We start from the raw sequence: 25,121 nt of genomic DNA, 5'->3' as shown, positions 1-25,121 counted from the left end.
AAAAGCATGATTATTTTTTACTATTAATCTTTTGCAATGATATTTATTTTTTCATTTAAAATTCTATGATATTTTAGATTGGTATTATGATTCACTTAAAAATTTGATATTGGTGGAAAAACATATTTTATATTATAAAATGGGGCAGTAATGTTGGGAGATGATTCAGTATATTGCCTCTGTATCAAACTTGGCATGAGTAAGGACGCGATCAGGTGTAAAATATGAGTAGCATAGAAAAAGTTAAGGATGAATATCCGGAAGAATATTGTACCATACTTGAAGTGGCTTATGGCGATGGGTTTTTATCAGAAGGTGGCACTGAGGCTATTGATAATTTATTGGTAGGATTTGAACTTGAAAATAAAGAAATACTGGATATTGGTTCTGGATTAGGGGGTGCAGCAACATATATTGCTCAAAAACACAGGGCTCTGGTCACTGGCATTGAAATCAACCAACAGATGGTTGATGAATCTAACTGCAGATTAATTGATTCTCTAAAAGATGATGTTAAATTTTTATATTACAATGATATTAACCACCTCCCATTCCCCTCAGAATCTTTTGACCTTGTTTACAGTAAAGGAGTTTTTTTACACCTGGATGTTCCTGATAAATTAGCTTTATTTAAGGAAATTTTTCGAGTTTTAAAAAAAGACTCTTACTTCATAATTGGGGATTGGTTAAGTCCTAAAAATGGGGATTGGGGGGATAAAATGAAGCAGATGATGGAATCTGATGGTTTAACTTTATTTGCAAATACCGAAGAGGACTACCGCCAAGTAATCACTCGAGCGGGATTTAAACTTATTTCTATTTCAGATTTTAATGACCAGTATTTAAAATATAATATGGAAATAGTGGAACACCTAAAGAAAAATGAGATCCAAAAATTATTGAAGAATAAATTCGATGATAAAGAGATTAATAGCACTATTCACGGATATCAATTGATAGTGGACTCTATAAATGAAAAAGAATTATTAGTGCGAAAAATTCTATCTAAAAAGATTGATCCATCATCTTGATTTGGAAATTCAGAGTTGATAAACCTGATTTTTTTATTCCTAAAGAATTATAATTAAAATTATTCTGCAGCAATTTTTAAAAGTATCTGCACAAAATCTTTTGGAATAGAAGCCATGGGGATGTGAGACGTTTTTAACTCGATATAATTCCATTCAGATGGATTTAATTTAATTTTATCCATAATGGGGTGAGTAACTGCATTAAATTCGCTTTCAGTACATAAAATGTATGTTTTATGAATGTCCACTAAATTTCCCGGCTCAAAATCTATTTTTTCAATATACGGGGCATCCGGTTCTAACCCAATAAAAGATAGAGGGTCGCGACCACTAGAATAGATAAGATCAAAGAGTGATTCTCCAGGATTTGGAAGCGCAGCATCAACATACACTAAATGTCTAATTCTTTCAGGAATTCTAGATGCTACCGCTGTAATTATCATCCCTCCATAACTGTGTCCGGTTAATATAACTTCTTTTAGATTATTTCTTATTATTAATGCATATATCTCATTAATATGGTCATTAAGGTGGCTGACATGTTCATCCTGTAAGGTAGGTGAAAAAACATCATGCCCCTGGGCTTTAAGATCCGGCACGATACTATCCCATATCTTACCACCTAAAAGTTTCCCTGGAGGGTAATCATCGCTTTTGGCAAGAGCATTCCATGTCTCTGTGGACATATTTCCGCCGTGAACCATGACAAAGGGAAACTTTTTTTCACTATTCAACAATCCATAAACTCCTTTTTCTGCTTATTATCATTATTTATAATTTCAGTTGCTTTCACGGATTTTCAGGTTCTTCCAGACCTTAGACCTCAACAATATTATTGAAAATACAGCTATAATTACAGAACCATAGATTCCAGACCCAAAAGAAAACACGGGATGGATAGATATTGCAATATATGTTTCTGATGGTACTTGCATCATATCAATAATTAAATGGATTAATACTGCTATCCAAACACTACCTGTTTTTAAAACAGCGTAACTTAAGATGATACCAACTGCAATGGTAAAAAATATCATGGCCACATTTCCCAGAATAGGTTGGCCTGGAAAATTATTTCCAAGTAATATAGTGGGTGTGTGCCATATTCCCCAGATAATACCCAATACTAAAACGCCCCTATATCCACCTAGCAGGGGGAATAATCTGTCCTGGAGATAAACCCTCCAACCGTATTCTTCTCCAAAAACAGAAGGCCACAATAAGAAGATGCCCATAAACATCATATTTATAAATGTAACAAAGAATAAGTAAAGGTTAAATTCCTGGGAAGGAACACCTAACCCTGTAATGTAGTTTAAAATTAGACTAGCAAGGATTACAGTGAATATGGCAACAGGGAGAATGATGTAATATCTGAGATTTTTCCCAATGAATAGTCTGGATGGTTTGAGCCCTCTTCTCCACTGTTTTTTTAAGTGCAGCATAAAAACAGTTAAAAATCCTAAAATTGCAATAACTGATGATGCTAATGGTAAAACACCAATAGTTCCCATGATTGGATAAACATACGTTTCAAAGAAAAATAGAACCATATAACTGAAAAATAATGCGAATACAATTTTTGTTTCTCTAGTCAAGGCAGAGGATTTAAAATAAAACATACAAATTATGGCAGCGGCAGCTGGAAAGAGCATATGCGCCACAGGTGTGAGCCCCCATACTGTGGCGTTAGAAGTTGTTTTTAAGCCATAGATCATGTAAACCATAAAATCCAGCAAATAAGTTGCTGCAAAAGTAATAATTAAAAATACGAACAACTCTTTTTTAAGCTGTCTCTTTTCTAAGAACATTTCAGTCAAGATTCAACCCCCATTTAGTATTTAGCGAAAATCACCTGGATTAATCACATTAGAATCTATATTTGTTTTTCCACCTTTTTTATAACGAAAATCACATTTATCATTCCCTTCAGCTAAGGTTGTAGTCCTGCTAAGTCCCAGTCCACCCCACTCACTTTCTGCAATATCTGTAGCACACATATATGGGACGAATTCATCAGCTCCTTTAGAGTGGAAGAACTTACAAATTGCACATTCTTTAAAATCCAGGCCATAATCAAAATCTTCACCTTCACCATCCACGAATTCATAGACAAAGTTACCAGGATATTCACGCTTCTCAGATTCCGCGGCCAAATATTTTAAAAAACCTATGGCGCGGGGATCATCCATGCTCATGATTTCATGTCTATTCTTTTTAAAGGACTCCCAATGTCGATGGTAACAAAGCTCTCCAATATCCTGCAAATATTTACCCATTCTCTTTAAAACTAGATAAATCGCTAGATCTGGTGTGGTGGATGTAACTGTGATGGTTAAAGGGTTCTTTTCACCACCAATGTATGGAATTTCTTCAAGAAGAGATTTATATTCTTTTTCTATTTCTGGAAGGGCTTTTGAACTGAATTCTCCTCCAAAACGTTTTTCCATGAGTTTTTGAATATCTTTGAGGTCTTCTTGAAATCTTCTTGAAAGTTTAGATTTTTCTTCTGTAGAATAACCGGTCATACTTATTATTTTGTTAGGGATATGTTAAGATTTTTACTAAAACAGAGAGCTTATTGTTAAGTGGATTTTAATACTATTGTTGTGAATCAATTTTTTGTTTTTCAAGTATATTCGCATGTTTTGATTATTTATTAAATCTAGTTTGTAATTATAGGGTATGGTATGAGGGCCTACTTTGGTAATAATTTCGAAATATTTTTAATTAAAGCCATTATAGTTATAATCATTATACAAAAATTTTTAGTATAGATTGGTCTTTTTCACTTTATTTAGTTTTTAAAAGTGCACTATCTCCTTTTTTTTCAGTTATTTCCATTAAGATTTATCAGGCATAAAGGGGGTGAAAAAGATAAGAAGACAAGAAATTACAAATAAAAAAAATACAAAGACATTCAAACCAAAATTATCGATCATAGTAATCTTGCTAGTGCTGTTTTTCCTCTTTAATTTCACTATTTCTGCTGTATCTGCAGATAAAAGTACTATTTATGTGAATGATTCCAGTGGAAATGATAGTTGGGATGGGGAATACCAAGAGTGGTTATCTGGAACTATTAATGGGCCTAAAAAATCCATTAAAAATGCTATCGAAACGGTAAATGATAAAGGTGTAGTTCATATTGCAAATGGAGTATACACTGGTGAAAATAATACCAACATTGTGATTGACAAGAACGTGACTATTATTGGTGAAAGCCAAGAGGGCACTATAATTGATGCTCAAAAATCTGCGCAGATATTCAATGTTAACCCTTACTTAGTTTATAATATGGATGTAAAAATCCAGAATTTAACGTTAATAAATGGAACTGCTGATAATGGTGGTGCTATTTATAATCTTTATGGTACTTTAACGGTTGAAGATTGTACTTTTATAGGCAACACGGCCACTACAAATGGTGGAGCTATCAACAATAACATTAATGGAAATTGTATAATCACAGGTAGTACTTTTATTAATAATAGTGCCGGCTTAGGGGGGGGCCCTATTTAATGTGAATACTATGACGGCTAATTTCAACAGGTTCTACAATAACAATTATTTCACTATGTTTAATGGATTAGGTACAGCAAACTTAGAAAATAACTGGTGGGGTTCCAATAACCCTGATTTTAACAGCTTAATATTCGTTGTTGGTGGTTCAGTATCTAATAATACCTGGTTAAAATTTAGCCTCACGGCAAATCCGCTTTCAATATCTCCGGGTCAAATTTCAACAATCACTTTAGATTTTACCCACAATTCGGCAGGTCAAGATGTTTCGGCGAATCTCATAGGGTTTCCAGTAACCTTTAGCTTAGTGGATGGTCCGTTTGGAACACTAAACGAGCCCACTTCTAAAAATACTACTAATGGAATAGCTTCAGTACTATTCAAGTCACTTATATCTGGAATTCAACGCATTAGTGCAGTTGTAGATAATCAGTATGCGGAGGTTTCCGTAAATAGTCAGGGACCTCATAATACTGCTGATTTGGTGATTACGAAGACATTTGTGGATGCTTTGGGCAATCTCATTGACAACGTAAACTATCAGGGTACTGTATATGTCAAGATTAATGTGACTAATAACGGCCCTAATATAGCAAACGGAGTATATATAACAGATATTTTCCCAGATGAACTAACCCCAATTATAGCATCATCTAAGTACAGTTATGATAATGGGGCAACATGGATAAGCTATTTAACAGATTTTTACGCAAGCATTAATGGCCAATATTTCATTTGGGATCTCATTGATGGTCGTTCTGGAAGTTCTCCAAAACTTTCTATTAATTCTGGCCAATCATTTATTGCATTAATACCTGCCATAAATACGGGGTATGGGAACGCAATAATATCCAACACAGTTAAAATAGATGACTGGCTTTTAGAACAATATGATCCAAACAAAGCAAATAATGTGGCTACTGATTCTTATACTGCAACAAATGCAGTAGCACTAATCACTATGACTAATGAATTCCGCTACACACCCGACGGTCCCGCTATTACCACAGCTAACTTGGGAGACACCATATACACTGTAATCACCCTAATAAACCATGGTCCAGATGTAGTTAGCATATATCTCTCAGAGCTGACAGAGGGTATAGATTTGAATCCTGGGGGAATATCACAAGGATGGATACATACTCAAGGTGTTTTTAATGATGGTGTGGCGTCTATTTATACGAGTTGGGATGTGATCTACACAACAGAACAAATACTTGCAGATATAGAGATTCCTTTATTTTTATCAAATGCAACATTTTCAGGATATGCAACAGTAATCATTAAAGGTGTGGTTACAGAAGTAGGGCGGGTTAATAATACAGCTAATATGGTCTGGTCAGACCCATATTATTCTGGAACACTTCCTTCTGCAACAGCACAATTAACAGTGCCTGGAGCTCACGTCACCTTAGATAAAACTATGACTGGAACACCGGAGTACTGGCAATTGGTGACTTTTCACATCACGGCACATAACAATGGACCCAGCGACGCAGAAGGAGTACAAGTAAAGGACTTATTGCCTGAAGGTTTGACCTATGTGTCTAGCACACCTTCTGGAACCACAACCTATGATGATGCAACAGGTATCTGGGATATAGGAACTCTAGTACTCGGAGGAGCAGATGCCACTCTGGATATAGTGGCTAATGTGACTGGTACTGGTACCATTGTCAACTGGGCAAATGTAACTGCTCAAACCACTCCAGACAGCCGTCCATTTAACTCCACTAATTTCACATTCAATGTGGAACCGGCTTCAATAATCACTATGACTAAGGAATTCCGTTCTACTATTGATGGTACAGCTATTACTACTGCAAATTACATGGATACCATCTATGCCGTATTAAATGTGACTAATAATGGTCCTGACGATGCTACTAACATCAATATAAATGATGTTTTCAGTGGATTTAATTACCAAGGCTCTTATTGGGTTAATTATGGTAGTGGTTGGATTTTCCAGGATACAACTTCACCTTTTAATGGTGTGAATTGGATTATTCCTTCTTTAAGTAATGGAAAATCTATTCTGCTTGCATTGGGAGGTACCGTGGATACTACGGGTGATGATTCAGTGACCAACACAGCTACACAATATGCTCAAGATCAAGACCATGGTGATACTTGGCCTAGTGCTACTGCATCGTTAGATGTTCCTGAAGCAGCTTATGTGGATGTTTCCAAGCAATTTAGAGATTCACCATGGGGTGATATTATAACCACCACACTCTACAAGGACACGATTTATGCAATAGTGAAAGTAGAAAACCAGGGACCTGACTTTACTTCCTTAACTCTTGGGGATTTATTAACTGGCATGAACTGGACTGGAAATTATTACACACTATCGGGTACAATAAATCCATCAGATCCTAATAATTGGGTATTAAATGACCTAGTTAATGTATTTGATGGAACTAATTGGACTATACCTAATTTAAGCTCTGATTTAGGCGGTAATGTTAAACAACTAGCCATAGAAGTAATTGTTAACCAGACTGGTATATTATCCAATTATGCAGAAACAACATCTCAAAGTGCCTATCCTTGCAATGGATTAGACTCAGATACTGCATATATAACTGCTAATCATAGTCCAACCAGTTTAACAGTAGATGATGTGACTGGAAATAAAGGTACAACCGTGAATTTAAAAGCAACTTTGATTGATACTGCCCACGCCAACATACCAATCAGTGGTAAAACTATACTCTTTAAAGTTAATGGTGTTGATGCGGGTACTGCAATTACAGATGTCAATGGCGTAGCTACTTTACCCTACTCTATTAATTTGGTAGGTGGTACCTACACTATAGGTGCAGAATTCGTTACCGACGATCAATATATGGGATCTACAGATACTGGAACACTTAAAGTACCACAATCAAGTATCTATGTGCTTACAACTGTAAGCAACAGTAATCCGACTGTTGGTGAAATCATCACGGTGACTTTTAAATTGGGAAATAATGGACCTGATGCTGCCGATGATGTTGTACTTACTTACATCATACCGGAGGGTATGGAGTTTGTAAGCTTGCAAACTCAACCCGGTTATCCTGAGGGGGTTTATAACCCTGCAACCAGAACTATAACTTGGAATTTGGGAACTGTGCCAATATTGGATCCATGGATTAAAATCAAGTTAAAATCTTTAAAATCAGGAACTTTCATCATAAAACCTACAGTAACTACTTCAACATATGACCCGACTATAAACGAGAGCGTACAAAGTGCAACTGTTAATACAGTTATAAAAGCCAGTGCATACAGCGACACAGTAAGGATGCAAAACACAGGTATGCCATTAAATTACTTAGCAATAGCTGTATTGATGGTGATAAGTGGTTTAATACTACCAAAAATAAAATAAAACCTTTTTTTATTTTTTATTTTTTAATAAGGAAATTTTAATTAGTTATATTGTGTATAATTATTTAACCAAATTTTTTTGCTATTTGAGCAGACTATACTTCCTTTAAATATAGAAAAATCAGTTAAAAATTAAAATAAAGATATTTTTATTAATGAATAAATTAAAAAATTAGTTAATTGGGAGAAGCTGATATGTCTGATCAAATTAATAAATCATCTTTTAGTAAATCGAGATGGTCTTTAATAATCATCTTTTTAATTGTAAATCTACTTTTGATTTTTACTTACAAAAACCCAAATTTACTGGCTATAGATAGCTTTCTGGTAACTGCTATTCTATTCATACTAGCAATTCTCCATGGAAAAGAGAGATACGGGTGGAGAAATATTGCTATTTTCTTTTTGATTACTTGGGTGGTAAGTTTCTCTTTTGAGAATCTTAGTATTGCCACAGGTTTTCCATTTGGGTTTTATCATTACTCTCCTAGTTTGGGTTTGTTAACAGTTCCTTTAATCATAATATTTGCCTATTTTTCCATAGGGTACTTGGCCTGGGCATTATCGCATGTTTTAACTGGACAATATCATAAAAAACTAGAAGGAAAACAAATTTTCATAGTCCCATTTATAGCCGCATTTCTCATGGTCATGTGGGATTTAACTATTGACCCCATATCATCAACTCTACAAGGATTATGGGTATGGACAACTCCGGGAGCTTATTATGGGGTTCCTATCTCTAATTTTGCTGGCTGGTTTCTGGTGGTATTCATTTTCTTCCAGATATTTGCAATATATATCTCGAAGTATGACCATGTAAAAATTGAAAAAGTATTCAATAAACCATATTGGAGTGAAGCAGCAGCTGTTTATGGTATAACTGCACTGGGCACTATATTGTCAATATTCTACCAGTATAATGATATCACATTGTCCATGGCTTTAATCACTGTTTTTACTATGGGCTTTGTTGCATTACTGGCTTTAATTAATATTTGGAATAATGGATATTTAAAGTGATAAATTATTTTTTAAAAAGAAATAGGGGATTAAAATGATGATGGTATCTTTGATAACTCGCCGATTAAAATAAGGAAAGACTTATGGAGACTTTAAAAAAGCATGGCATCTTTTCATGCAATTTTTACTCATTTTACCGAAAAGTATATTACTCGTAAAAAAAAGAAGTAATTCTCTATTTTCACAATTTGACATAAATTGTTTTGATTCTTATTTGCTAAGATGAACTCTATTATTATGTTTAATTTCAATATTAAGGAGTAATTAGTTTATTTGAAGTATAAAAATAGCATACGGTTTTTTAAAGATATAATGGAGAAAAAGATGAGTTCTAATAATCAAAATTTGAATAGTGAAGTGGATCAACGTATATCCATGGTGACTGGGGACCCTAAAAAAGCTATCCGTGCGCTTTCAGTACCTATGATTATTTCAATGCTTTTAATCATGGCATATAATCTTGCAGATAGTATTTGGGTTGCAGGTTTAGGACCCAATGCTCTCGCTGCTTTGGGATTCATTAACCCTCTATTTATGATAGTCATAGGGTTGGGTAATGGATTAGGTGCAGGTGCAACATCATTAATTGCCCGTTGTATAGGTGCTAAAAATAAGAAAAATGCAGATAACGCGGCAATACACTCCATAATTCTTACTCTAGTAATATCTGGAATTTTTACTATATTCACATTGTTATTTCTCCAGAATATTCTCCTCTTAATGGGTGCTGGTGAAACAGTAAATCTAGCTATTCAGTATGGTCAAATCGTATTTGGAGGTTTAGTACTATTTATATTTTCCAGTGTCGCCTCTGGTATTTTAAGGGCCGAGGGAGATGTAAAAAGACCAATGTATGCAATGGCTGCCACAGCTATATTAAATATCGTTTTGGACCCCATATTTATTTATTACTTGGGATGGGGCGTTAGTGGGGCTGCATGGGCCACGATAATATCTTCAACCATAGCATGTGCTTTGATGGTTTACTGGTTACTATTAAAAAGAGATACTTATGTTTCATTTACCCGCAAAGATTTTAAACCAAGCTGGCTTGTAATAAAAGATATTTTGGTGGTGGGTTTACCTGCCAGCGCAGAATCATTCGTAATGTCTGTTTTAGGAGTAGTTTTAAATCTTATATTGGTTATAACTGGTGGAGCAGAAGCAGTGGCAGTATATACTGCGGGATGGCGGGTAGTTATGATGGCCATGATACCTCCGATAGGTATTGGGACTGCAGCCATAACTGTTTCTGGTGCAGCATATGGTGCTCATAAATACCAGAACCTTTCCATAGCACTAAAATATTCTGTTAAATTAGGAGTGGGGATTGCTGTAGTTACCTCATTATTCTCTTATTTCTTTGCAGGGAATATAGCCAGCATATTTGCTTATTCTTCACAAAGTGCATTTATGGCTCCACAAATAGCGGCTTTTCTGCAAGTAATGTGTCTATTTTACCTTACAGTGCCTTTTGGGATCACGGCCAGTTCTATATTTCAGGGCATGGGAAAAGGTGTAACTTCCCTCCTATTAACTGTACTTAGAGAGGTGGTATTTGTTTCCTTTTTTGCCTATCTATTTGCCTTCACACTCAACTGGGGATCATCCGGAGTATGGTGGGGAATAGTTGTAGGGGGCGGACTTGGATGTGTTGTAGCATATATATGGGCTAATTATTACATTAACCGACTTAAAAAGAGTTATGTGAAATAAGATTATCAATAATTTATTTTTCATCTTTTTTCCCCAATTCCACCATTTTAATCAAAATTCTCTCTTTTTCTTCATCAAATTCGCATAAAAACTGCAGATCGAATATATGGAAAACAATGGTACTGAACTTTTTTTCTTGATTAAATAGATATAAATTCGGGGTTTAACCAATAAAGCAGATCTATTAAATTTTTCTGATAATATCAAGCAATTTATGGATCAGCACCTGGAATTTCTCTCAACCATCATTAGATCTTTTTTTCAGCTTAAGCACTATGGAATATCTGTATTAAATTAATCATCATTATATGGAAATTATCCTGTCGATCATTATATTTTGAATATTATCAGTAATTAGTTAATTAACGAACATTTATCTGTTAATAACTAAAAAATAAATATTATACTCTATTTTAGGGAGGTCTATCATGGGAAAAATGTCTTATGTTGTTATGGTGGGGTTTGTGTTGTGTTTGGTAGTTGCAGCATCGGGATGCACGCAGGATAATGGAACAGGAAATCAGACAAGTGGTAAAGTGAATACTACAAAAGATGTGAGTGGAGTTACTAATGTAATATTAACTGGTCCTGGCACGTTAATTATTCAGCAAGGAGATAATGATTCTCTTGTAATAGAAGCTGAGAGTGATATTATGTCAAAAATTACAACTACTGTTGCAGGAAACAGCTTAGCTATCAGTAATTACAATGCTATTAGTAACAGAGCAGTGAAGTTTTATTTGACACTTAAAAATATGGATACAATTACCGGTACGGGTGGTGGGGAAATTCAAGCATCTAAATTGAATACAAATAAACTCATAGTTACAGTGGATACAGGTAAAATAACCCTAGAAGGTAAATCTCGAAATCTGTTGGCTACTATAAATGGTGGTGGGAGCATTCTGGCTGGTGATATGCCAACTCAAACAGCAACTGTAACCATCAATGGTGAAGGTAACGCAGAATTAAATGTGGTAAAAACCCTCAATGCTATAGTTAATGGTGGCGGTTCAATAATTTACCAAGGAAGTCCAAAAGTAACCCAGCAGGTAAATGGTGAAGGATCGGTGAAAAAAAGTAGTTAATTAAGTGAAATCTAAATACTTAGATTTCAAATTTTATTTCTTTTTAAAATCATGTTAATATCATTGCTTAAGATTCTATTTATCTGAATAACTACTTTTTCTGCTTTTCGTAAAAATTTGCTCTAAGATAATCCCATAAAACCAGTATTAAACTTATTAAGCCCATAATCAAGTCTTTTATGTATCTGATGAATTAATCATCGTGTTCCATCACAAATGAAGACATTTAATGAATTCATTTTTAAAAAAGAGAAAAAAGTTTTTATTAGTTTATAATCAATTCAATTAATGATTTCATATTCTGCAATTTTGAATTCATATGTATTCCAGACTTTTGCTTTGAATTTAGAGCCAACTTTAAGTCCAGGGAGTATTTTTTCTTTATTATAATGGCCGTTTATTTTAAATACAAAATATCCATTTTCAAAAGTGATATTTGTAGGGATAATTGAATGGGAAACAGTCTGGTTATTTTGCCAGGTTCCACTTTGTACTCGAATTATCCTGGCGGGCCTTGCAGTATAAGTGAAACCAACAGAAACTTCACGGCCTTCTTCTAAACCTATGGAAGTCCAGTTGAAGTTAGAACCACCTGTCCTAATAATTTTGTCAATTTTAATCAATGCTGTATCATTAGGAACGATTTCTAAACTACTTCCGTTCTGATACGTTTCATTGTCTAAAGATAAAGAAATAACAGTTCCCTCAAAAACTGCGTAAGGGGATAATGCAAGATCTAGTTCATGGCTATGTTTCTCTGCTGAAATAAAAGTAAAAGCCATTCCAATACCAAGTATAATGATTATAATTCCAACAATCCAAAAATATTTCTGATCCATATTATCATCTTTTTCTCTAAAAAAATTTCATTAAATATTAAGTATAATGCTCAATGGGAATTATAAAATACTATTATTTCATGTTATAAAGTTTTTTTCTATTTTTAACTTTATTATTAGAATTATTGTGGTTTAGCATATTAGGTAGATATTTAATGGATTAAACCTTTAAAAATAACTTTCACAGTATTCATTAAACTAGTGAATGTAATTGATCAACTACCAATTAAAATTGTAGTTATTATTTGTGCTGAAAAAAGAAGTCATCAGTCATTCTAAATCTAATAGTTTAATCATTTTTTAGTAAATAATTTATATGATATTAAATAACATTAATATGGGGGACTTGTATCTTTTTTTAAGTCGTTAACTCCTTTTATATAATCTGAGAATTCATCAGATTCTGACTTTATTTCAAGTAAACTTGATATCATGTTTATTAAATGAACATAAAGGAGGTGAAAAACTGAAAAAAACTCAAAAACGACTGACTTTAATAGCACTTACTTTTATTTTCATTTTCACACTATGTGGTGCCGTTTCAGCTGCAGATATCTACGTCAACGACACTGGGGATGATGATAACGGAGATGGATCTATAGAAAACCCTTATAAAACAATCAACTGGGGGGTATCTAAAGCCAACGATGATGACACCATAAACCTGAATGCAGCAATCTTCAATACTTATCAAGACAATGATCATAAAGATTATGATATTACTATTGATAAAAATTTGAAAATAAAAGGCGCAGGCCGCGATCAGACTACTATAGATGCTAGTGGCAATGGTAGGATATTAACCGTGCTTCCAGGATACACATTAATCGTATCTGACTTAACTATGATTAATGGTAAAGCACCGGATGGGACTGCTGGAACATCTGGTGGTGACGGTGGAGCTATCATTAACAGAGGTACACTAACTCTGGAAAACTGCGCCATTACCAACTGTCGCGCTGGTGATGGTGGTGATGGAAAAAATGGTGTATATTTGATTAGGCCTGGTGGTAATGGTGGTGATGGTGGTAATGGTGGTGCCATATATAACACTGGAAAACTAACCATAAACGACTGTATCCTTTCTGACAACAAAGCCGGTAACGGTGGTAACGGTGGTAACGCCTACAACCAAAACGCCCCATATTGGGGTGGTAATGGTGGTAATGGTGGTTACGGTGGTGCAATCTACAATCAAGAACTTATTTTTGATCATATAGGCTGTGAAGTAACTATCACAAGAAGCATAATCACAGATAATTACGCCGGTAACGGTGGTAATGGTGGTAACGGATTTTTCCGTGGTAGTGGTGGTAGTGGTGGTGAAGCAGCCATCTATGTTCGAGGTAATAATATATTAAATTGGGCTTACCTGGATATGACTCGAAGCATACTGAAAGATAACCATCCTGGTACTGGAGGTAGCCGTGGAACTGGAAGTAGTAGTGGATCAAGTGGAAGTGATGGAGAAACTGGCGGAATATTCGCTGATCTTTATTCAGATGCCACAGTACACTATAACTACCTGTTTAACAATGGAGACTACGACATACGAAGACACGGTACTGAAAAAGTTGATGCTCGGTGCAACTGGTGGGGTTCAAATGAAAGCCCGGCTTCCCGAGTTAAAGGACCTGTGAATTTCACACCGTGGTTGATACTCACAATAAGTCCTCTACCAACACCCAATATGTTCTACACCGATACCTTAGAGGTTATTGCTGAAATAACACATACCAATGATAACTCACCATTAATTCCTGGAGGCCCTGTTGCTGATGGAATTCCTATAACCTTCACTGCTGATTGGGGAAGTTTAGATCCAATATCATCTACAACAGTAGATGGGGAATGTAAAACTACTTTCACTGCTGATGGTACATTACCTCTGCCGGTAGATCTTGTGCAGATATTTGCCATTGCAGACAATGAAAACAATGTTAAAACCCAAGTTAACATCCAAAAAATGCCAACAACAATTGAAGTGGAAAATGCTCAGGGGTTTAATGGCCAGAACGTGAATCTCAAAGCTAATTTGAAAGATAACAACGGTGATCCAATTGAGGGTAAAACGGTTATTTTCAAAGTAGATGGGAATCAGGTAGGCACTGCTCAAACTGATGCTGATGGTGTAGCTACTTTATCATACACTATTGCTAAAACAGCAGGAACATATGTGATTGAAGCGCTTTTCGAGGAAGATGATGGATATCTCGGTTCAAGTGACACGAGTACTTTGACTGTAGATAAAACACCAACCAATTTACTGGTTTCCAATATTATTGGTAATCACGGTAAAATTATAAACTTGAAAGCTACTTTAACTGATTACTATGGTAACCCTGTTGCAGGAAAAACTATAGTTTTCAAGGTGAATGGTGCCAATGCAGGCTCTGCAATTACTGGGGCTAATGGTGTTGCTACTTTAAAGTACTATGTTGGTCTTGTAGGGGGAAAATATGCTATAAATGCTAAATTCGTTGAAGACAATATATATTTGGGTTCAACTGGAAAAGGTGAACTTAAAGTACCTCAGTCAAATGTATATGTCATTACGACTATTAGCAAAAAGAAAATTATCCTCGGAGAGACTGTAAAAATAACTTTCAAGTTAGGTAATAAAGGTCCAGACACGGCTGAAAACGTCATATTCACGCTTGTTTTACCGAAAGGATTAACTTTCGTGAGTATGAGTGGAAACCCAAAATATTCATATAATCCTTTAACAAGGACTATAACCTGGACTTTGGGAAATGTGCCTGTAGGTGATCCATGGCTGTACGTCATAGTAAAAGCCACCCAAACTGGATCATTTAAAATCGCTCCTCGCGTAAGTACCATAACCTACGATCCAAACTTGAAAAATAGTGTGCAAGCTGTAAATATTAACATAGTTAAACCAAAAGCAGCAAACGGTACTGTACCTATGCAGAGCACTGGAATTCCTATACATTACTTAGCAATGGCGATGCTGTTAGTCGTAAGTGGATTTTTAGGGTCTAAAAGAAAATAAACCTTTTTATTTTTTTCTTTTTTTTTAAACTTAAATATCGTAGATTTTAAGCAGTTAACTTTTGAATTATTAATCTATTGGGGTTTTTAATCATTTTGCCGGTGTTAACTAAATACTGATATAAAACAAATAATTGTATTGAATTTCAAAATTGGAATATGGTTTGAAAAAGAAAAAGAGGGAATATGGATTTTTTTAATAATATTTAAAATAAGTTTTAATTCAGATTTAAAGCAGATTATTCTCTTCAAATACTTCTTTAGCAGTAAACATGCCATTTAAAGCTGCAGGAAATCCAGCATAAACTGCCATTTGGATTATTATTTCAATTATTTCTTCTTTAGAGCATCCTACATTAAGGGCTGCATTGATATGCACCTTAAGTTGTGGTGTTGCATTACCTAAAGCAGTTAATGCGGCAACGGTTGCAATTTCCCTGGACTTTAAATCCAATCCTTTTCTGGAATAAATATCTCCAAATGGAAATTCTATAGTGTACTTTGCAAGGTCTGGAGCAATATCTTTAAGACTTTCAATAACATTTTCACCGGCTTTTCCATCTATTTTTTTTAATTTCTCAAGCCCTTTTTGGTAACGGTTTTCCATTTTTTTCACCTCTATAAATTAATATTTAAATAAATTAATATATTCCTGTCCGACAATAAATTTTGGCTGTTTTTGCAATCACGTTCTGCTAAATTAAATCACAAACTTTTTATGATATGAATTCAAATCTTAGTAAGCTGTTTGTTAGCCGGGATAGTCTAGCCTGGTAAGGCGCAAGACTGGAAATCTTGTGGAGGTATCCTCCGCCTGGGTTCAAATCCCAGTCCCGGCGTTCATTATTTTTTAAAATTTTTAAGAATCAGTTTTATCTAAACCAAATAATATTAAAAAGCTCTTGTTCATTGCTTATGGTTTTAATAAAAATAGCTTAATTTATTTTACAAGTTTAACTAATTACTATTGATTTAATCATGGATTATTTAATTTGCATAAAGATTAAGAAACCATGAGGTAAACTAAACACCCTGATCTGTATCAACACTTCTCAAAAATAGAAGAATGAAATTTATCTAAAATCTTTCGATAAATGACTTACTTATATTTATCTTTTAAATAATGCTTTTCGGATTTCTTGTCATGACAAGGGTTTTTATTCAATGAAAAAAAATTAATTAAATGAATTAATTCTCAAATGATTCTGTATTTAGAATTAACTTATAAAAACCTGAATTAACTCAAAATATATATTGACTTAATCTAAAAAAGAAGTGATTTAATTACCGTAACTTCAATATCATAAATATAAAATTTGCCGAGATAGTCTAGTTGGGTAAGGCGCAGGATTCGAAATCCTGTTGAGCTATCGGCTCGTCCTGGGTTCAAATCCCAGTCTCGGCGTTTGATTTATATTTATTTAACATTTTTCATTGTTTATTGTGATTAACGAGAAAAATTAACTGTTAGCTACTTTTCTTCTAAGTGATAGTAAACTATCAAAAATTGGCAAAATGAAAGAACCCACTACTTTTGTTTTTAAACCAAATCCGCGTCCACCTAAGTCTTTAGACACGGTCTCTAATAATTCTGGAATATCTAATTTTTGAGGGCATGCTTTTACACATTTTCCACAATCAATACAAAGCCCAGCATGTGTTGCCCCATCATTAAAAACACCACCCATTCTTAAGATATAAGTAATGCCTGCTGTTCTATCCTTGAACAGGTACTTTTCATTATAAAGATCAAAGCATCCAGGGATATCTATGTTTGCAGGGCAAGGGAGACAATAACCACAGGTAGTACAGTTGATTTTCATTAAATTAGAATATACTTGTTTAACTTCATTATACAGTTCTAACTCGACTGATGTTAAAGAATTTGGTTTAATATCGCCGGCTATTTGCAAATTTTCTTTCAACTGATCTGTACTGTTCATTCCAGAAATAACACATGTGATTTCGGGATGATTGAGAACCCATCTCAATGCCCAATTGGCTGGAGTTCTTTGTTTTTTAGAGTTGGCCCATATTTTTTCTGCTTGTGGAGGAATGTCTCCAGCCAGACGACCTCCTTTTAAAGGTTCCATAGCAATAATCCCCATACCTTTAGAGTGAGCATATTTCACTCCTTCAATTCCTGCCTGACTGTTTTCATCCAGAAAATTGAATTGTAACATGCATACATCCCAATCGTAGGCATCTACTATGGGTTTAAAGGATTCCTTGTTGTCATGGAAAGAAAATCCAGAATATTTTATTTTACCTTCTTTTTTAGCATTATTTAGAAATTCTAAAATTCCAAGTTCTTTCAATCTTTCAAAACTGCTTTTACCAATACTGTGTATAAAATAATAGTCAATATGGTCTGTTTTTAAGGTAGCAAGCTGCTTATTTAATATATTGTCCATGTCCTCGTATTTTTTAATTGACCATTGAGGCATTTTTGTAGAAATTTTAACTGTATCCCGGTATTTTCCAGATAATATCTCTCCTAAGAATGATTCGCTACCTCCCCCATGATACGGTACTGCTGTGTCAATGAAGTTCACGCCATGGTCGATTGCATAATAAATCTGTTCTTTAGCTTTTTCTTTATCAATCATTCCATTTTTGGTAGGTAAGCGCATGGCTCCAAAACCAAGAGCAGATAATTTGTCTCCTGTTTTTTTAATAGCTCTTTTTTGCATTTATTAACACCTCATAGACTGACCTGTCAGTCTAATTTTCCACTTTAAAAATATCTTTAACATGAAATTCCATCCCAGAACAAATCAAAGGCCATATCTTTATTTTCAGGGTTTAATTTTTCAGGGTATTTTTCAAAATAATTGATGGTGGCAACTATGCTACCCCATAGAAAATCCATAATCAGTTCACAAGAAACATCTTTAATCAATTCCTTTTTTATACCTATAATATATGCTTCTACCACACTTTCTGATCTGGTTTCTATTTCTTTTTTAGTAAGGGATGTAATATAAGGTGAGCAGTGAAAACTGAGAATAAACTGAAACATTTCTGGCTTATTTATTCCAAAATCAATCAGTGTAGTCCACAATGATTTCACATTGTCTTTAAGGGATTCATCTCGGTTGTAACTGCTACTAATTTCATTGAGCATGCATTCTTTAGAATATAAATAAAGCCGATTAATTAATTCTTCTTTTGTTTTGAAATAGTGAAATAATGTGCCGGTGGCTACTTCTGAGGATTTTGCAATTTGTGCTGTAGAAGTACCATGAAAACCCCGCTCTACGAATAGTTTTAACGATGAATTAAGGATACGCAACTCTTTTTCTTTCAACCGTTTCACCTTTTTCCCATATTGTTAGATTGATTAGTCGGTTTAGTATTTAAATATTTTGTTTTTTTAATGATAAGTCTTAAAAATAGTTTAATATGACTTTAATCTGTGTAATGCGGTTCTTTAAATGTAATTTCAAAATCAGTCCCATTTTCTCGATTTAATTCAATTTTTCCATCAATTTGATTAGTTAAGTTAGTAACCAATTGCAATCCTAAAGTAGTTGTGTTGAAAATATCTAAATCTCTGGGGATTCCCACCCCATCATCTTTAATTCTTAAAATAAATTCGTCACCAGTGTGTCTGAAAAATATTTCAATGTCTCCGGATTCGCCTTTAGGAAAAGCATATTTCATGGAATTAGTAATAAGTTCATTAACAATAAGGCCCAGTGGGACTGCAGTATTTATATCCACCATTTCATTTTCAACATTCAATTTAAGATTTATTTTAGAAGGTTCAAGCACATATGTATGAAAAAGGTCACTGCTTAATGTTTGAATATAATTGCCAAAATCAATTCTTTTTAAATCTACAGAATTGTAAAGCCTTTCATGGATTAAGGCCATGGATTTAGCTCTATTCTGACTTTCTTTAAACACATCCAGGGCTTGTTTATCTTTAATTAACCTGGATTGTATATTGAGTAAACTAGATATAACCATTAAATTATTTTTAACCCGGTGATGGATCTCTTTAAGGAGCATTTCCTTTTCTTCAAGTGATTTTTTAATTTGCTCTTCCATTGCTTTTCTCTCAGAAATATCATAAAGTATGCAGTGTGTGCGCTGGAATTTACCAGTTTTCGGATCTTTTTGAGCACTACCTGTTAGTAAAATTGTTTTTGTCGTTCCATCTTTTTGTGATAATTCAATTTCAATATTATCGACCCATCCTTCATTTTTTAAACGGTTAAATTTTTCAGGGAACTGATCTACAGTTTCTTTTGACCAAAAATCACTGAATTTTCGACCCAAAATTTCAGATGGAGGATAACCTAATAAATGAGAAAGCTGTTCATTAAAATCGATATACTTTCCATTAATATCCAATGATTGATATGGTACTGGATTATTTTCAAAGAGAGATTTGAAACGTTTCTCACTAGTTTTTAATTCTTTATAAGCGTTTTTTAAATCAGTAATATCTAGCACTGAAGTAACATATTCTTCAGAATTAGGAATTTTATCCACGGTAATTTTGGTATTATGTATATTCCCTTCCCGATCGATAAATCTGGTTTCATAGCTTTTAGGTGCACTGCTCGGTTTTTTTTCACGGATCTTATGGTATTTCATCATTTTTTCTAAATCATCAGGATGAACAAAGTCGATCCATTTCAACTTATTTTCAATTTCTTCAGGAGAATAATGAAGTAAATTCTTTATTTGCCTATTAATCAATGTAACAATGTTTTCTTCATTGAATATAGCTGTTGCAGCACCAGTAGTTTCAAATATTGTTCTAAAACGTTCTTCACTTTTTTTAAGAGCTATTTCACTTTTTTTGCGTTCTGTGATGTCTCTTATAGATCCTTCAATCCCAACAGGCTGATTATCATTATCTAAAAGAAGATGTGCATTAACTGATGCATTTATTATATTGTCTGCACGGTCCTTTAATTCTAATTCATAATCAGAAATTTCTCCTTCCTTTTCTATGATTTTTAACATTTCATCTCTCTTTTGAGGATCGGAATACATATTTTTCGCGGGCTGGCCAAGCAGCTCTTCTCTTTTAAATCCCGAATATCTTTGGATAGAAGGGCTGATTTCGATTATATTTCCCATTAAATCGGTTTGATAAAAGACATCTTGCACATTATCGAAAATTTTCCTATATTTTTCTTCACTCTTTTTAAGAGCTTCCTCTGCCATTTTCATTTCTGTTATATCTTGATTTGCACCAAAAATTTTTATAGTTTTACCTGTGTCATCTTTTAAAATACTATTTCTAACAACTATAAAACGCTTTTCACCATCAGAGCGGATTATACTGTGTTCCAGTTGATTGGTGTAGTTTGGATCGTCAGTAGTCAGTGTTCTTTCAATCTCTTCACGCACTAATGGTAATTCTTCTGGGGGTAAAAATTTATTTGCATAATCTTTAGAAGACATATATTTGCCTTCTTTCTTGGCACTGGTGCCGTATAATGAATAAAATTGATCATCAAAGGTAAATGTATCTGATTCTACATCATATTCCCAACTACCAATTTTTGCCAGATCTAAAGCAACCCTTAGTCTAATTTGAGTAGTACGCAATAATTCTTCTGCTTTTTTACGTTCAGATATGTCCCGTAAATAACCTTCAATTCCCTGAGGTTGATTATTTGAATCATATATGATGTGTGCATTAGTTGATGATGAAATTATATCTCCCGTTTTGGTTTTTAAGTTAATTTCATAGTCAATAACTTCGCCATTTTTTTTCATGGCATTTAATAATGCTAATCTATCCTCTGGGTTCTCATATGCTATTTCTACAGGTTTTCCAAGAATTTCTTCTACTTTATAACCAGAATATCTCTCAACAGAAGGACTAATCTCAGTTATAATCCCCTCATTATTTGTTTGATAAAAAATATCCTGCACATTTTCAAAGATCTTACGATATTTCTTTTCACTAGCTTTCAGCTTTTCTTGAGTTTTTAAAAGATTTTCATTTGAAGTTAATTCTTCAATGAGTTTTTGTTGAGAAGTAACGGTCTTTTCTAAATTAGAAATAATATTTTGTGATTTCTTCAATTCAGCAATGAGCTCTTTTTCTGTATTCTCTTTTTGCTTCATTGTAAACCCTTCAAATATATAAAAATAATAAATGTATATATTTTGAATTTTATTATTAAATAATTTATTTATAAAAATCAGGATATTCTAATAATTTATTTTAAATATAATAGAGTTTTTTAATCAACAAATGTAAAAATAAATGATTAAATGAACCTAGTACAATTCATGGATGGAGTTTGAGCTATATTTCATCAATAAATTGAAATAAAAACGAATTTAGCCAGGTAATATTTAACTAACTGATCCCCAAATATTTTTGACAATAGGGATATTTTTTGCTAAAACAATTAATAATAAATAAATATTAATACATATTAGTTGTTAAAGGGGTTTTATCATGGAAATAAAAGAGAAAACTACGGATAAAGTGAAAGTCGCTTATATGGTATGTTCTGGGTCTTATGAAAAGATTCCTGATTACATTCAGGAAGTTGGTAAATGGGTGATGGAAAAAGAACTGGAAATGACGGGTATGGTCTATGGGACCTATTTCAATAGTCCTGAGGAAGTCAGTGAAGAAGAACTTCAATATGAAATTGGATTTTCTTTTAAAGGGGAAGTAGGAGAAGATGAAACAATAAAAATCAAGGAAATTCAATCAAAAATGGTTTTAACAGCTATTCATAAAGGTCCTTATACTGAAGTAGGTCCGGTAATCCATGGTATTGCTGAATATGCCATAAATAATGGGTATGAGATTGTAGGGCCTGTTACCGAAGTATATTTAAATGACCCGGCAATGGTTGATGCAGGTGAACTACTCACAGAAGTACAGTTTCCAGTTATGAAAAAATAGCAATTGCATGTGGTTATCAAATATCTTCTTTAAAAAGGAGTAATGCTTTAAAATCCAATTTGTGGGGAATTAAATGAGTCATGATAATACTACGCCGTATATCTCAGAACTTTATGATGCGCATGTTATAAACACACTACCTTATTATGCATCTTATCATCAAGAAACCATAAATCTAATAAAATCATTACCTGAAAAACCAAAAATTTGGATGGATACGGGGTGTGGAACAGGGTCTCTTATAACTAAGGCACTTAGAGTTTTTCCAAAAACTCAGTTTCTTCTTTTAGATCCTTCTGAGGGTATGATAGACCAAGCTCAGAAAAAATTTTGCACTTTAAGTAAAAACCGAATAAAATTTTTAGATCCGTCCCCCACTCAAGATTTCAGTCAGAAACTTGATGAAAAAGTAGATGTAATTACTGCAATTCAATGCCACCATTATCTATCTAAAAATGACCGAAAAAAAGCTGTAAATATTTGTCATGATCTTCTTAAGGATAGAGGGGTTTTTGTAACTTTTGAAAATATCCGCCCTCTCACAGAAAATGGGGTGGAGATCGGTAAAGCCTATTGGAAAAATTTTCAGCTTGAACAGGGAAAAGATGAAGAAGAAATAGACGCTCATCTTGCTAGATTTGATGTTGAATATTTTCCCATCACAGTGGAAGATCATCTTACTCTTTTAAGAGAATCTGGATTTAGATTAGTAGAAATATTATGGTATTCTTATTTGCAAGCTGGATTTTATTGTATTAAATAGTTTAGGGGCATATGATGTTAGTGAATAGATTATGTATTATTCTCACTATTAATGGGGTGTTTTAATGACTAATAAGGATACTGAAATGTATTATAATCAAGCAATGGCTTTTTTAGGGCAGGGTGAAACTGAAAAATCTCTAGAATTTTTTGATAAAGCATTAACTTTTGATAAAGATTATACTCCCGCATGGAATAACAAGGGGATAGTTTTTTTAGATAAAGGGGACTATGAGCAAGCATTGTACTGTTTTGAACAGGTTATCAAATTAAATCCTAAAGATCATATGGTTTTGTATAATAAAGGATATGTTCTACTGATGCTAAATCGGTTTCAGGAATCTGTGGACGTTATGGGATTGTTTTTAAAAAAATATTCTCTTAAGGATGATTTTTATAAATATGCTCTTTTTTTACAAGCCCAGGGATTTTATAATCTTCAGGAATACATGCAAGCCAAAATATTATTAGAACGAGTTATAAAAATTGATAAAAATTTCAAGGAAGCAAGTGATCTTTTAGATCAACTTTTAAAGAAAATAAAGTAATTCTTTAATATTTGGCTAAATTTTCATCTTTTTAACTCTCTTTTAGTTTGAAAAATCTATTTTTTCCCGTTTCACATAAGCCATACCCTGGAAAATTGCAATTAATTTACCTTTATTATCCGTTATTTCAATAGTGTATGTCCCAAGTTTGGGGTTGCGGGAAATCTCTTTAGCTTCTGCAAACAACGTTCCGTTTATAGCTGCTGTCATAAATGAAATATCTGCATGTATGGCCACTGAAACATATTCATGAGAATTTGCTGCTGCTGCAAAAGTTAAATCAGCTAGAGTGAATATTGCTCCCCCATGAACAGTTCCAATACCATTTAGATGATTTTCTGTAATTGGCATCTTTGCTTTAGCATATCCTCTTTGTACTTCTATGAGCTGAATGTTATTATATTCTGCGAATTTATCTTTTTTGAAAAATTGTTTTATATGCTCCATTTTAATGCCTCTTGTACTGAATTTTTTTATAGTAATATTTTTTCTAAGTCAGGGGATATAAATTGTTTTTTATATATTAATTGTATAATGGGGATACTATGACTTATTCTAAAATAAGGTGAATGTGGCATGATTTGGGCATAGTTATATAAGATATGTTTTAGATACAAAAAGTAGTTATAATACAATTAAGATTTTAGTATGTGTTTATTAATTTAAAATAAATTATTTGAAGATTGACATATACTATAAAAATATAATGAATAAATAATATAAACTTGATTTAGAGGAAAAAAATGCATAATAAAGAAAAATTTTCATTTAAAGATTACTTACCTATAAAAACAGGCAGTTCTGGAGCAAAAAGTATGGGTCTTTTAGTGGATGGTCCAAATATGCTTCGTAGAGAATTTTGTTCTGATTTGGATGTAGTTAAAGCTTTGATAATTGAAAAAGGAAACTTAAAAGTTGGAAAAGTGTTACTTAATCAGTATGCTTCAGATAAACTCATTGAAGCAGTGGTAAATCAGGGATTTTCCCCAATGATTGTAGCTGGAGATGTAGATGTGCAACTGGCAGTGGAAGCATATGAACTAATTAGAAATCCCAATATTGATGTTATTGCTTTGATGACCCGTAATGCAGATTTCTTACCATTAATTAATATCGCTAAAGAACATGGAAAAGAAACTATTGTTATTGGTGCAGAACCGGGGTTTAGTATTGCTTTAAAAAATTCTGCTGATGAAGCAATTGTTTTAGAAACAGAACCAGTTCCTGAAATTAACCTAAATTAATTATATTCTTAAGTTGAAATTAGTAATTATCATATTTTACTTTTGAAAAAAAAT

Annotated in this window: 20 protein-coding genes and 2 tRNA genes; 13 read left to right on the top strand and 9 right to left on the bottom strand. The window is 33.4% G+C overall.

Translation table 11 applies throughout. The annotated features are described in order from the left end of the window. The first annotated feature begins 224 nt into the window (after nt 1-224). Nucleotides 225-1,031, top strand: coding sequence for a methyltransferase domain-containing protein (locus MXE27_RS00470; RefSeq protein ID WP_248610427.1), 807 nt, complete (start codon nt 225-227; stop codon nt 1,029-1,031). Nucleotides 1,032-1,090: 59 nt separating this feature from the next. On the opposite strand, the gene MXE27_RS00465 is transcribed toward MXE27_RS00470, so the two are convergent. From MXE27_RS00465 to MXE27_RS00455, 3 genes are read right to left on the bottom strand one after another with little or no spacing between them, the layout of a single operon-like run. Continuing rightward, a complete protein-coding gene (locus MXE27_RS00465) occupies nt 1,091-1,765 on the bottom strand; it encodes an alpha/beta fold hydrolase (RefSeq protein ID WP_248610426.1) in 675 nt (224 codons plus the stop codon). A gap of 45 nt (nt 1,766-1,810) precedes the next feature. Then, nucleotides 1,811-2,842 (bottom strand): CPBP family intramembrane glutamic endopeptidase, encoded by a 1,032-nt coding sequence (locus tag MXE27_RS00460; RefSeq protein ID WP_248610593.1) that lies wholly within the window; start codon nt 2,840-2,842, stop codon nt 1,811-1,813. Nucleotides 2,843-2,872: 30 nt separating this feature from the next. Then, nucleotides 2,873-3,559: an L-2-amino-thiazoline-4-carboxylic acid hydrolase gene (locus tag MXE27_RS00455; RefSeq protein WP_248610425.1), complete on the bottom strand. Its 687-nt coding sequence runs from the start codon at nt 3,557-3,559 to the stop codon at nt 2,873-2,875. Between the two features lie 427 nt (nt 3,560-3,986). On the opposite strand from MXE27_RS00455, the gene MXE27_RS00450 reads away from it, so the two are divergent. The 5 genes from MXE27_RS00450 (at nt 3,987) to MXE27_RS00430 (ending at nt 11,764) form a co-directional block, all read left to right on the top strand. Continuing rightward, nucleotides 3,987-4,553 carry a pectinesterase gene (locus tag MXE27_RS00450; protein ID WP_248610592.1) on the top strand — a complete coding sequence of 189 codons (567 nt, stop codon included), beginning with the start codon at nt 3,987-3,989 and terminating at the stop codon, nt 4,551-4,553. A gap of 10 nt (nt 4,554-4,563) precedes the next feature. Beyond that, complete coding sequence (locus tag MXE27_RS00445; protein WP_248610591.1) at nt 4,564-7,938, top strand: hypothetical protein; 3,375 nt, start codon at nt 4,564-4,566, stop codon at nt 7,936-7,938. Between the two features lie 194 nt (nt 7,939-8,132). Beyond that, nucleotides 8,133-8,960, top strand: coding sequence for a carotenoid biosynthesis protein (locus MXE27_RS00440; protein WP_248610424.1), 828 nt, complete (start codon nt 8,133-8,135; stop codon nt 8,958-8,960). A gap of 324 nt (nt 8,961-9,284) precedes the next feature. Then, nucleotides 9,285-10,676: an MATE family efflux transporter gene (locus MXE27_RS00435; protein ID WP_248610423.1), complete on the top strand. Its 1,392-nt coding sequence runs from the start codon at nt 9,285-9,287 to the stop codon at nt 10,674-10,676. Nucleotides 10,677-11,104: 428 nt separating this feature from the next. Further along, nucleotides 11,105-11,764 (top strand): GIN domain-containing protein, encoded by a 660-nt coding sequence (locus MXE27_RS00430; RefSeq protein ID WP_248610422.1) that lies wholly within the window; start codon nt 11,105-11,107, stop codon nt 11,762-11,764. 281 nt (nt 11,765-12,045) lie between these two features. On the opposite strand, the gene MXE27_RS00425 is transcribed toward MXE27_RS00430, so the two are convergent. Then, the gene (locus MXE27_RS00425; RefSeq protein ID WP_248610421.1) at nt 12,046-12,603 is read right to left on the bottom strand and encodes a hypothetical protein; all 558 of its coding nucleotides are present in this window, start codon (nt 12,601-12,603) and stop codon (nt 12,046-12,048) included. 424 nt (nt 12,604-13,027) lie between these two features. Between MXE27_RS00425 and MXE27_RS00420 the strand changes: the two genes are divergently transcribed. Continuing rightward, entirely contained in the window at nt 13,028-15,616 is a 2,589-nt protein-coding gene (locus MXE27_RS00420) for an Ig-like domain repeat protein (RefSeq protein WP_248610420.1), read from the top strand. A gap of 228 nt (nt 15,617-15,844) precedes the next feature. On the opposite strand, the gene MXE27_RS00415 is transcribed toward MXE27_RS00420, so the two are convergent. Beyond that, complete coding sequence (locus tag MXE27_RS00415) at nt 15,845-16,222, bottom strand: carboxymuconolactone decarboxylase family protein (protein WP_248610419.1); 378 nt, start codon at nt 16,220-16,222, stop codon at nt 15,845-15,847. Nucleotides 16,223-16,369: 147 nt separating this feature from the next. Here MXE27_RS00415 and MXE27_RS00410 point away from each other — a divergent pair. Beyond that, nucleotides 16,370-16,454, top strand: a tRNA-Ser gene (locus MXE27_RS00410). A gap of 479 nt (nt 16,455-16,933) precedes the next feature. Then, nucleotides 16,934-17,020, top strand: a tRNA-Ser gene (locus MXE27_RS00405). A gap of 55 nt (nt 17,021-17,075) precedes the next feature. On the opposite strand, the gene MXE27_RS00400 is transcribed toward MXE27_RS00405, so the two are convergent. The 3 genes from MXE27_RS00400 to MXE27_RS00390 all read right to left on the bottom strand — a co-directional run bounded on the left by MXE27_RS00400 (nt 17,076) and on the right by MXE27_RS00390 (nt 21,714). Beyond that, a complete protein-coding gene (locus MXE27_RS00400) occupies nt 17,076-18,308 on the bottom strand; it encodes an aldo/keto reductase (RefSeq protein ID WP_248610418.1) in 1,233 nt (410 codons plus the stop codon). A gap of 56 nt (nt 18,309-18,364) precedes the next feature. Continuing rightward, a complete protein-coding gene (locus MXE27_RS00395; RefSeq protein ID WP_248610417.1) occupies nt 18,365-18,925 on the bottom strand; it encodes a TetR/AcrR family transcriptional regulator in 561 nt (186 codons plus the stop codon). A 101-nt stretch (nt 18,926-19,026) separates the two neighbouring features. Next, nucleotides 19,027-21,714 (bottom strand): PAS domain S-box protein, encoded by a 2,688-nt coding sequence (locus tag MXE27_RS00390; RefSeq protein WP_248610416.1) that lies wholly within the window; start codon nt 21,712-21,714, stop codon nt 19,027-19,029. Nucleotides 21,715-22,054: 340 nt separating this feature from the next. Here MXE27_RS00390 and MXE27_RS00385 point away from each other — a divergent pair, with 340 nt between their 5' ends. The 3 genes from MXE27_RS00385 to MXE27_RS00375 all read left to right on the top strand — a co-directional run bounded on the left by MXE27_RS00385 (nt 22,055) and on the right by MXE27_RS00375 (nt 23,823). After that, on the top strand, nt 22,055-22,513 hold the full coding sequence (locus MXE27_RS00385; RefSeq protein WP_248610415.1) for an AraC family transcriptional regulator: 459 nt from the start codon (nt 22,055-22,057) through the stop codon (nt 22,511-22,513). A 73-nt stretch (nt 22,514-22,586) separates the two neighbouring features. Beyond that, complete coding sequence (locus MXE27_RS00380) at nt 22,587-23,276, top strand: methyltransferase (RefSeq protein ID WP_248610414.1); 690 nt, start codon at nt 22,587-22,589, stop codon at nt 23,274-23,276. 64 nt (nt 23,277-23,340) lie between these two features. Then, a complete protein-coding gene (locus MXE27_RS00375) occupies nt 23,341-23,823 on the top strand; it encodes a tetratricopeptide repeat protein (RefSeq protein WP_248610413.1) in 483 nt (160 codons plus the stop codon). 42 nt (nt 23,824-23,865) lie between these two features. Here MXE27_RS00375 and MXE27_RS00370 read toward each other — a convergent pair whose 3' ends face one another. Beyond that, a complete protein-coding gene (locus tag MXE27_RS00370; RefSeq protein WP_248610412.1) occupies nt 23,866-24,270 on the bottom strand; it encodes a PaaI family thioesterase in 405 nt (134 codons plus the stop codon). Nucleotides 24,271-24,566: 296 nt separating this feature from the next. On the opposite strand from MXE27_RS00370, the gene MXE27_RS00365 reads away from it, so the two are divergent. Then, nucleotides 24,567-25,067: a TIGR00288 family NYN domain-containing protein gene (locus MXE27_RS00365; RefSeq protein ID WP_248610411.1), complete on the top strand. Its 501-nt coding sequence runs from the start codon at nt 24,567-24,569 to the stop codon at nt 25,065-25,067. The last annotated feature ends 54 nt before the right edge of the window (nt 25,068-25,121 follow it).

The organism is Methanobacterium alcaliphilum (genome assembly GCF_023227715.1).
Taxonomy (GTDB): domain Archaea; phylum Methanobacteriota; class Methanobacteria; order Methanobacteriales; family Methanobacteriaceae; genus Methanobacterium_E; species Methanobacterium_E alcaliphilum.
Note: the sequence above shows the minus strand (reverse complement) of the source record. Positions and strands in the feature narration are given on the sequence as shown.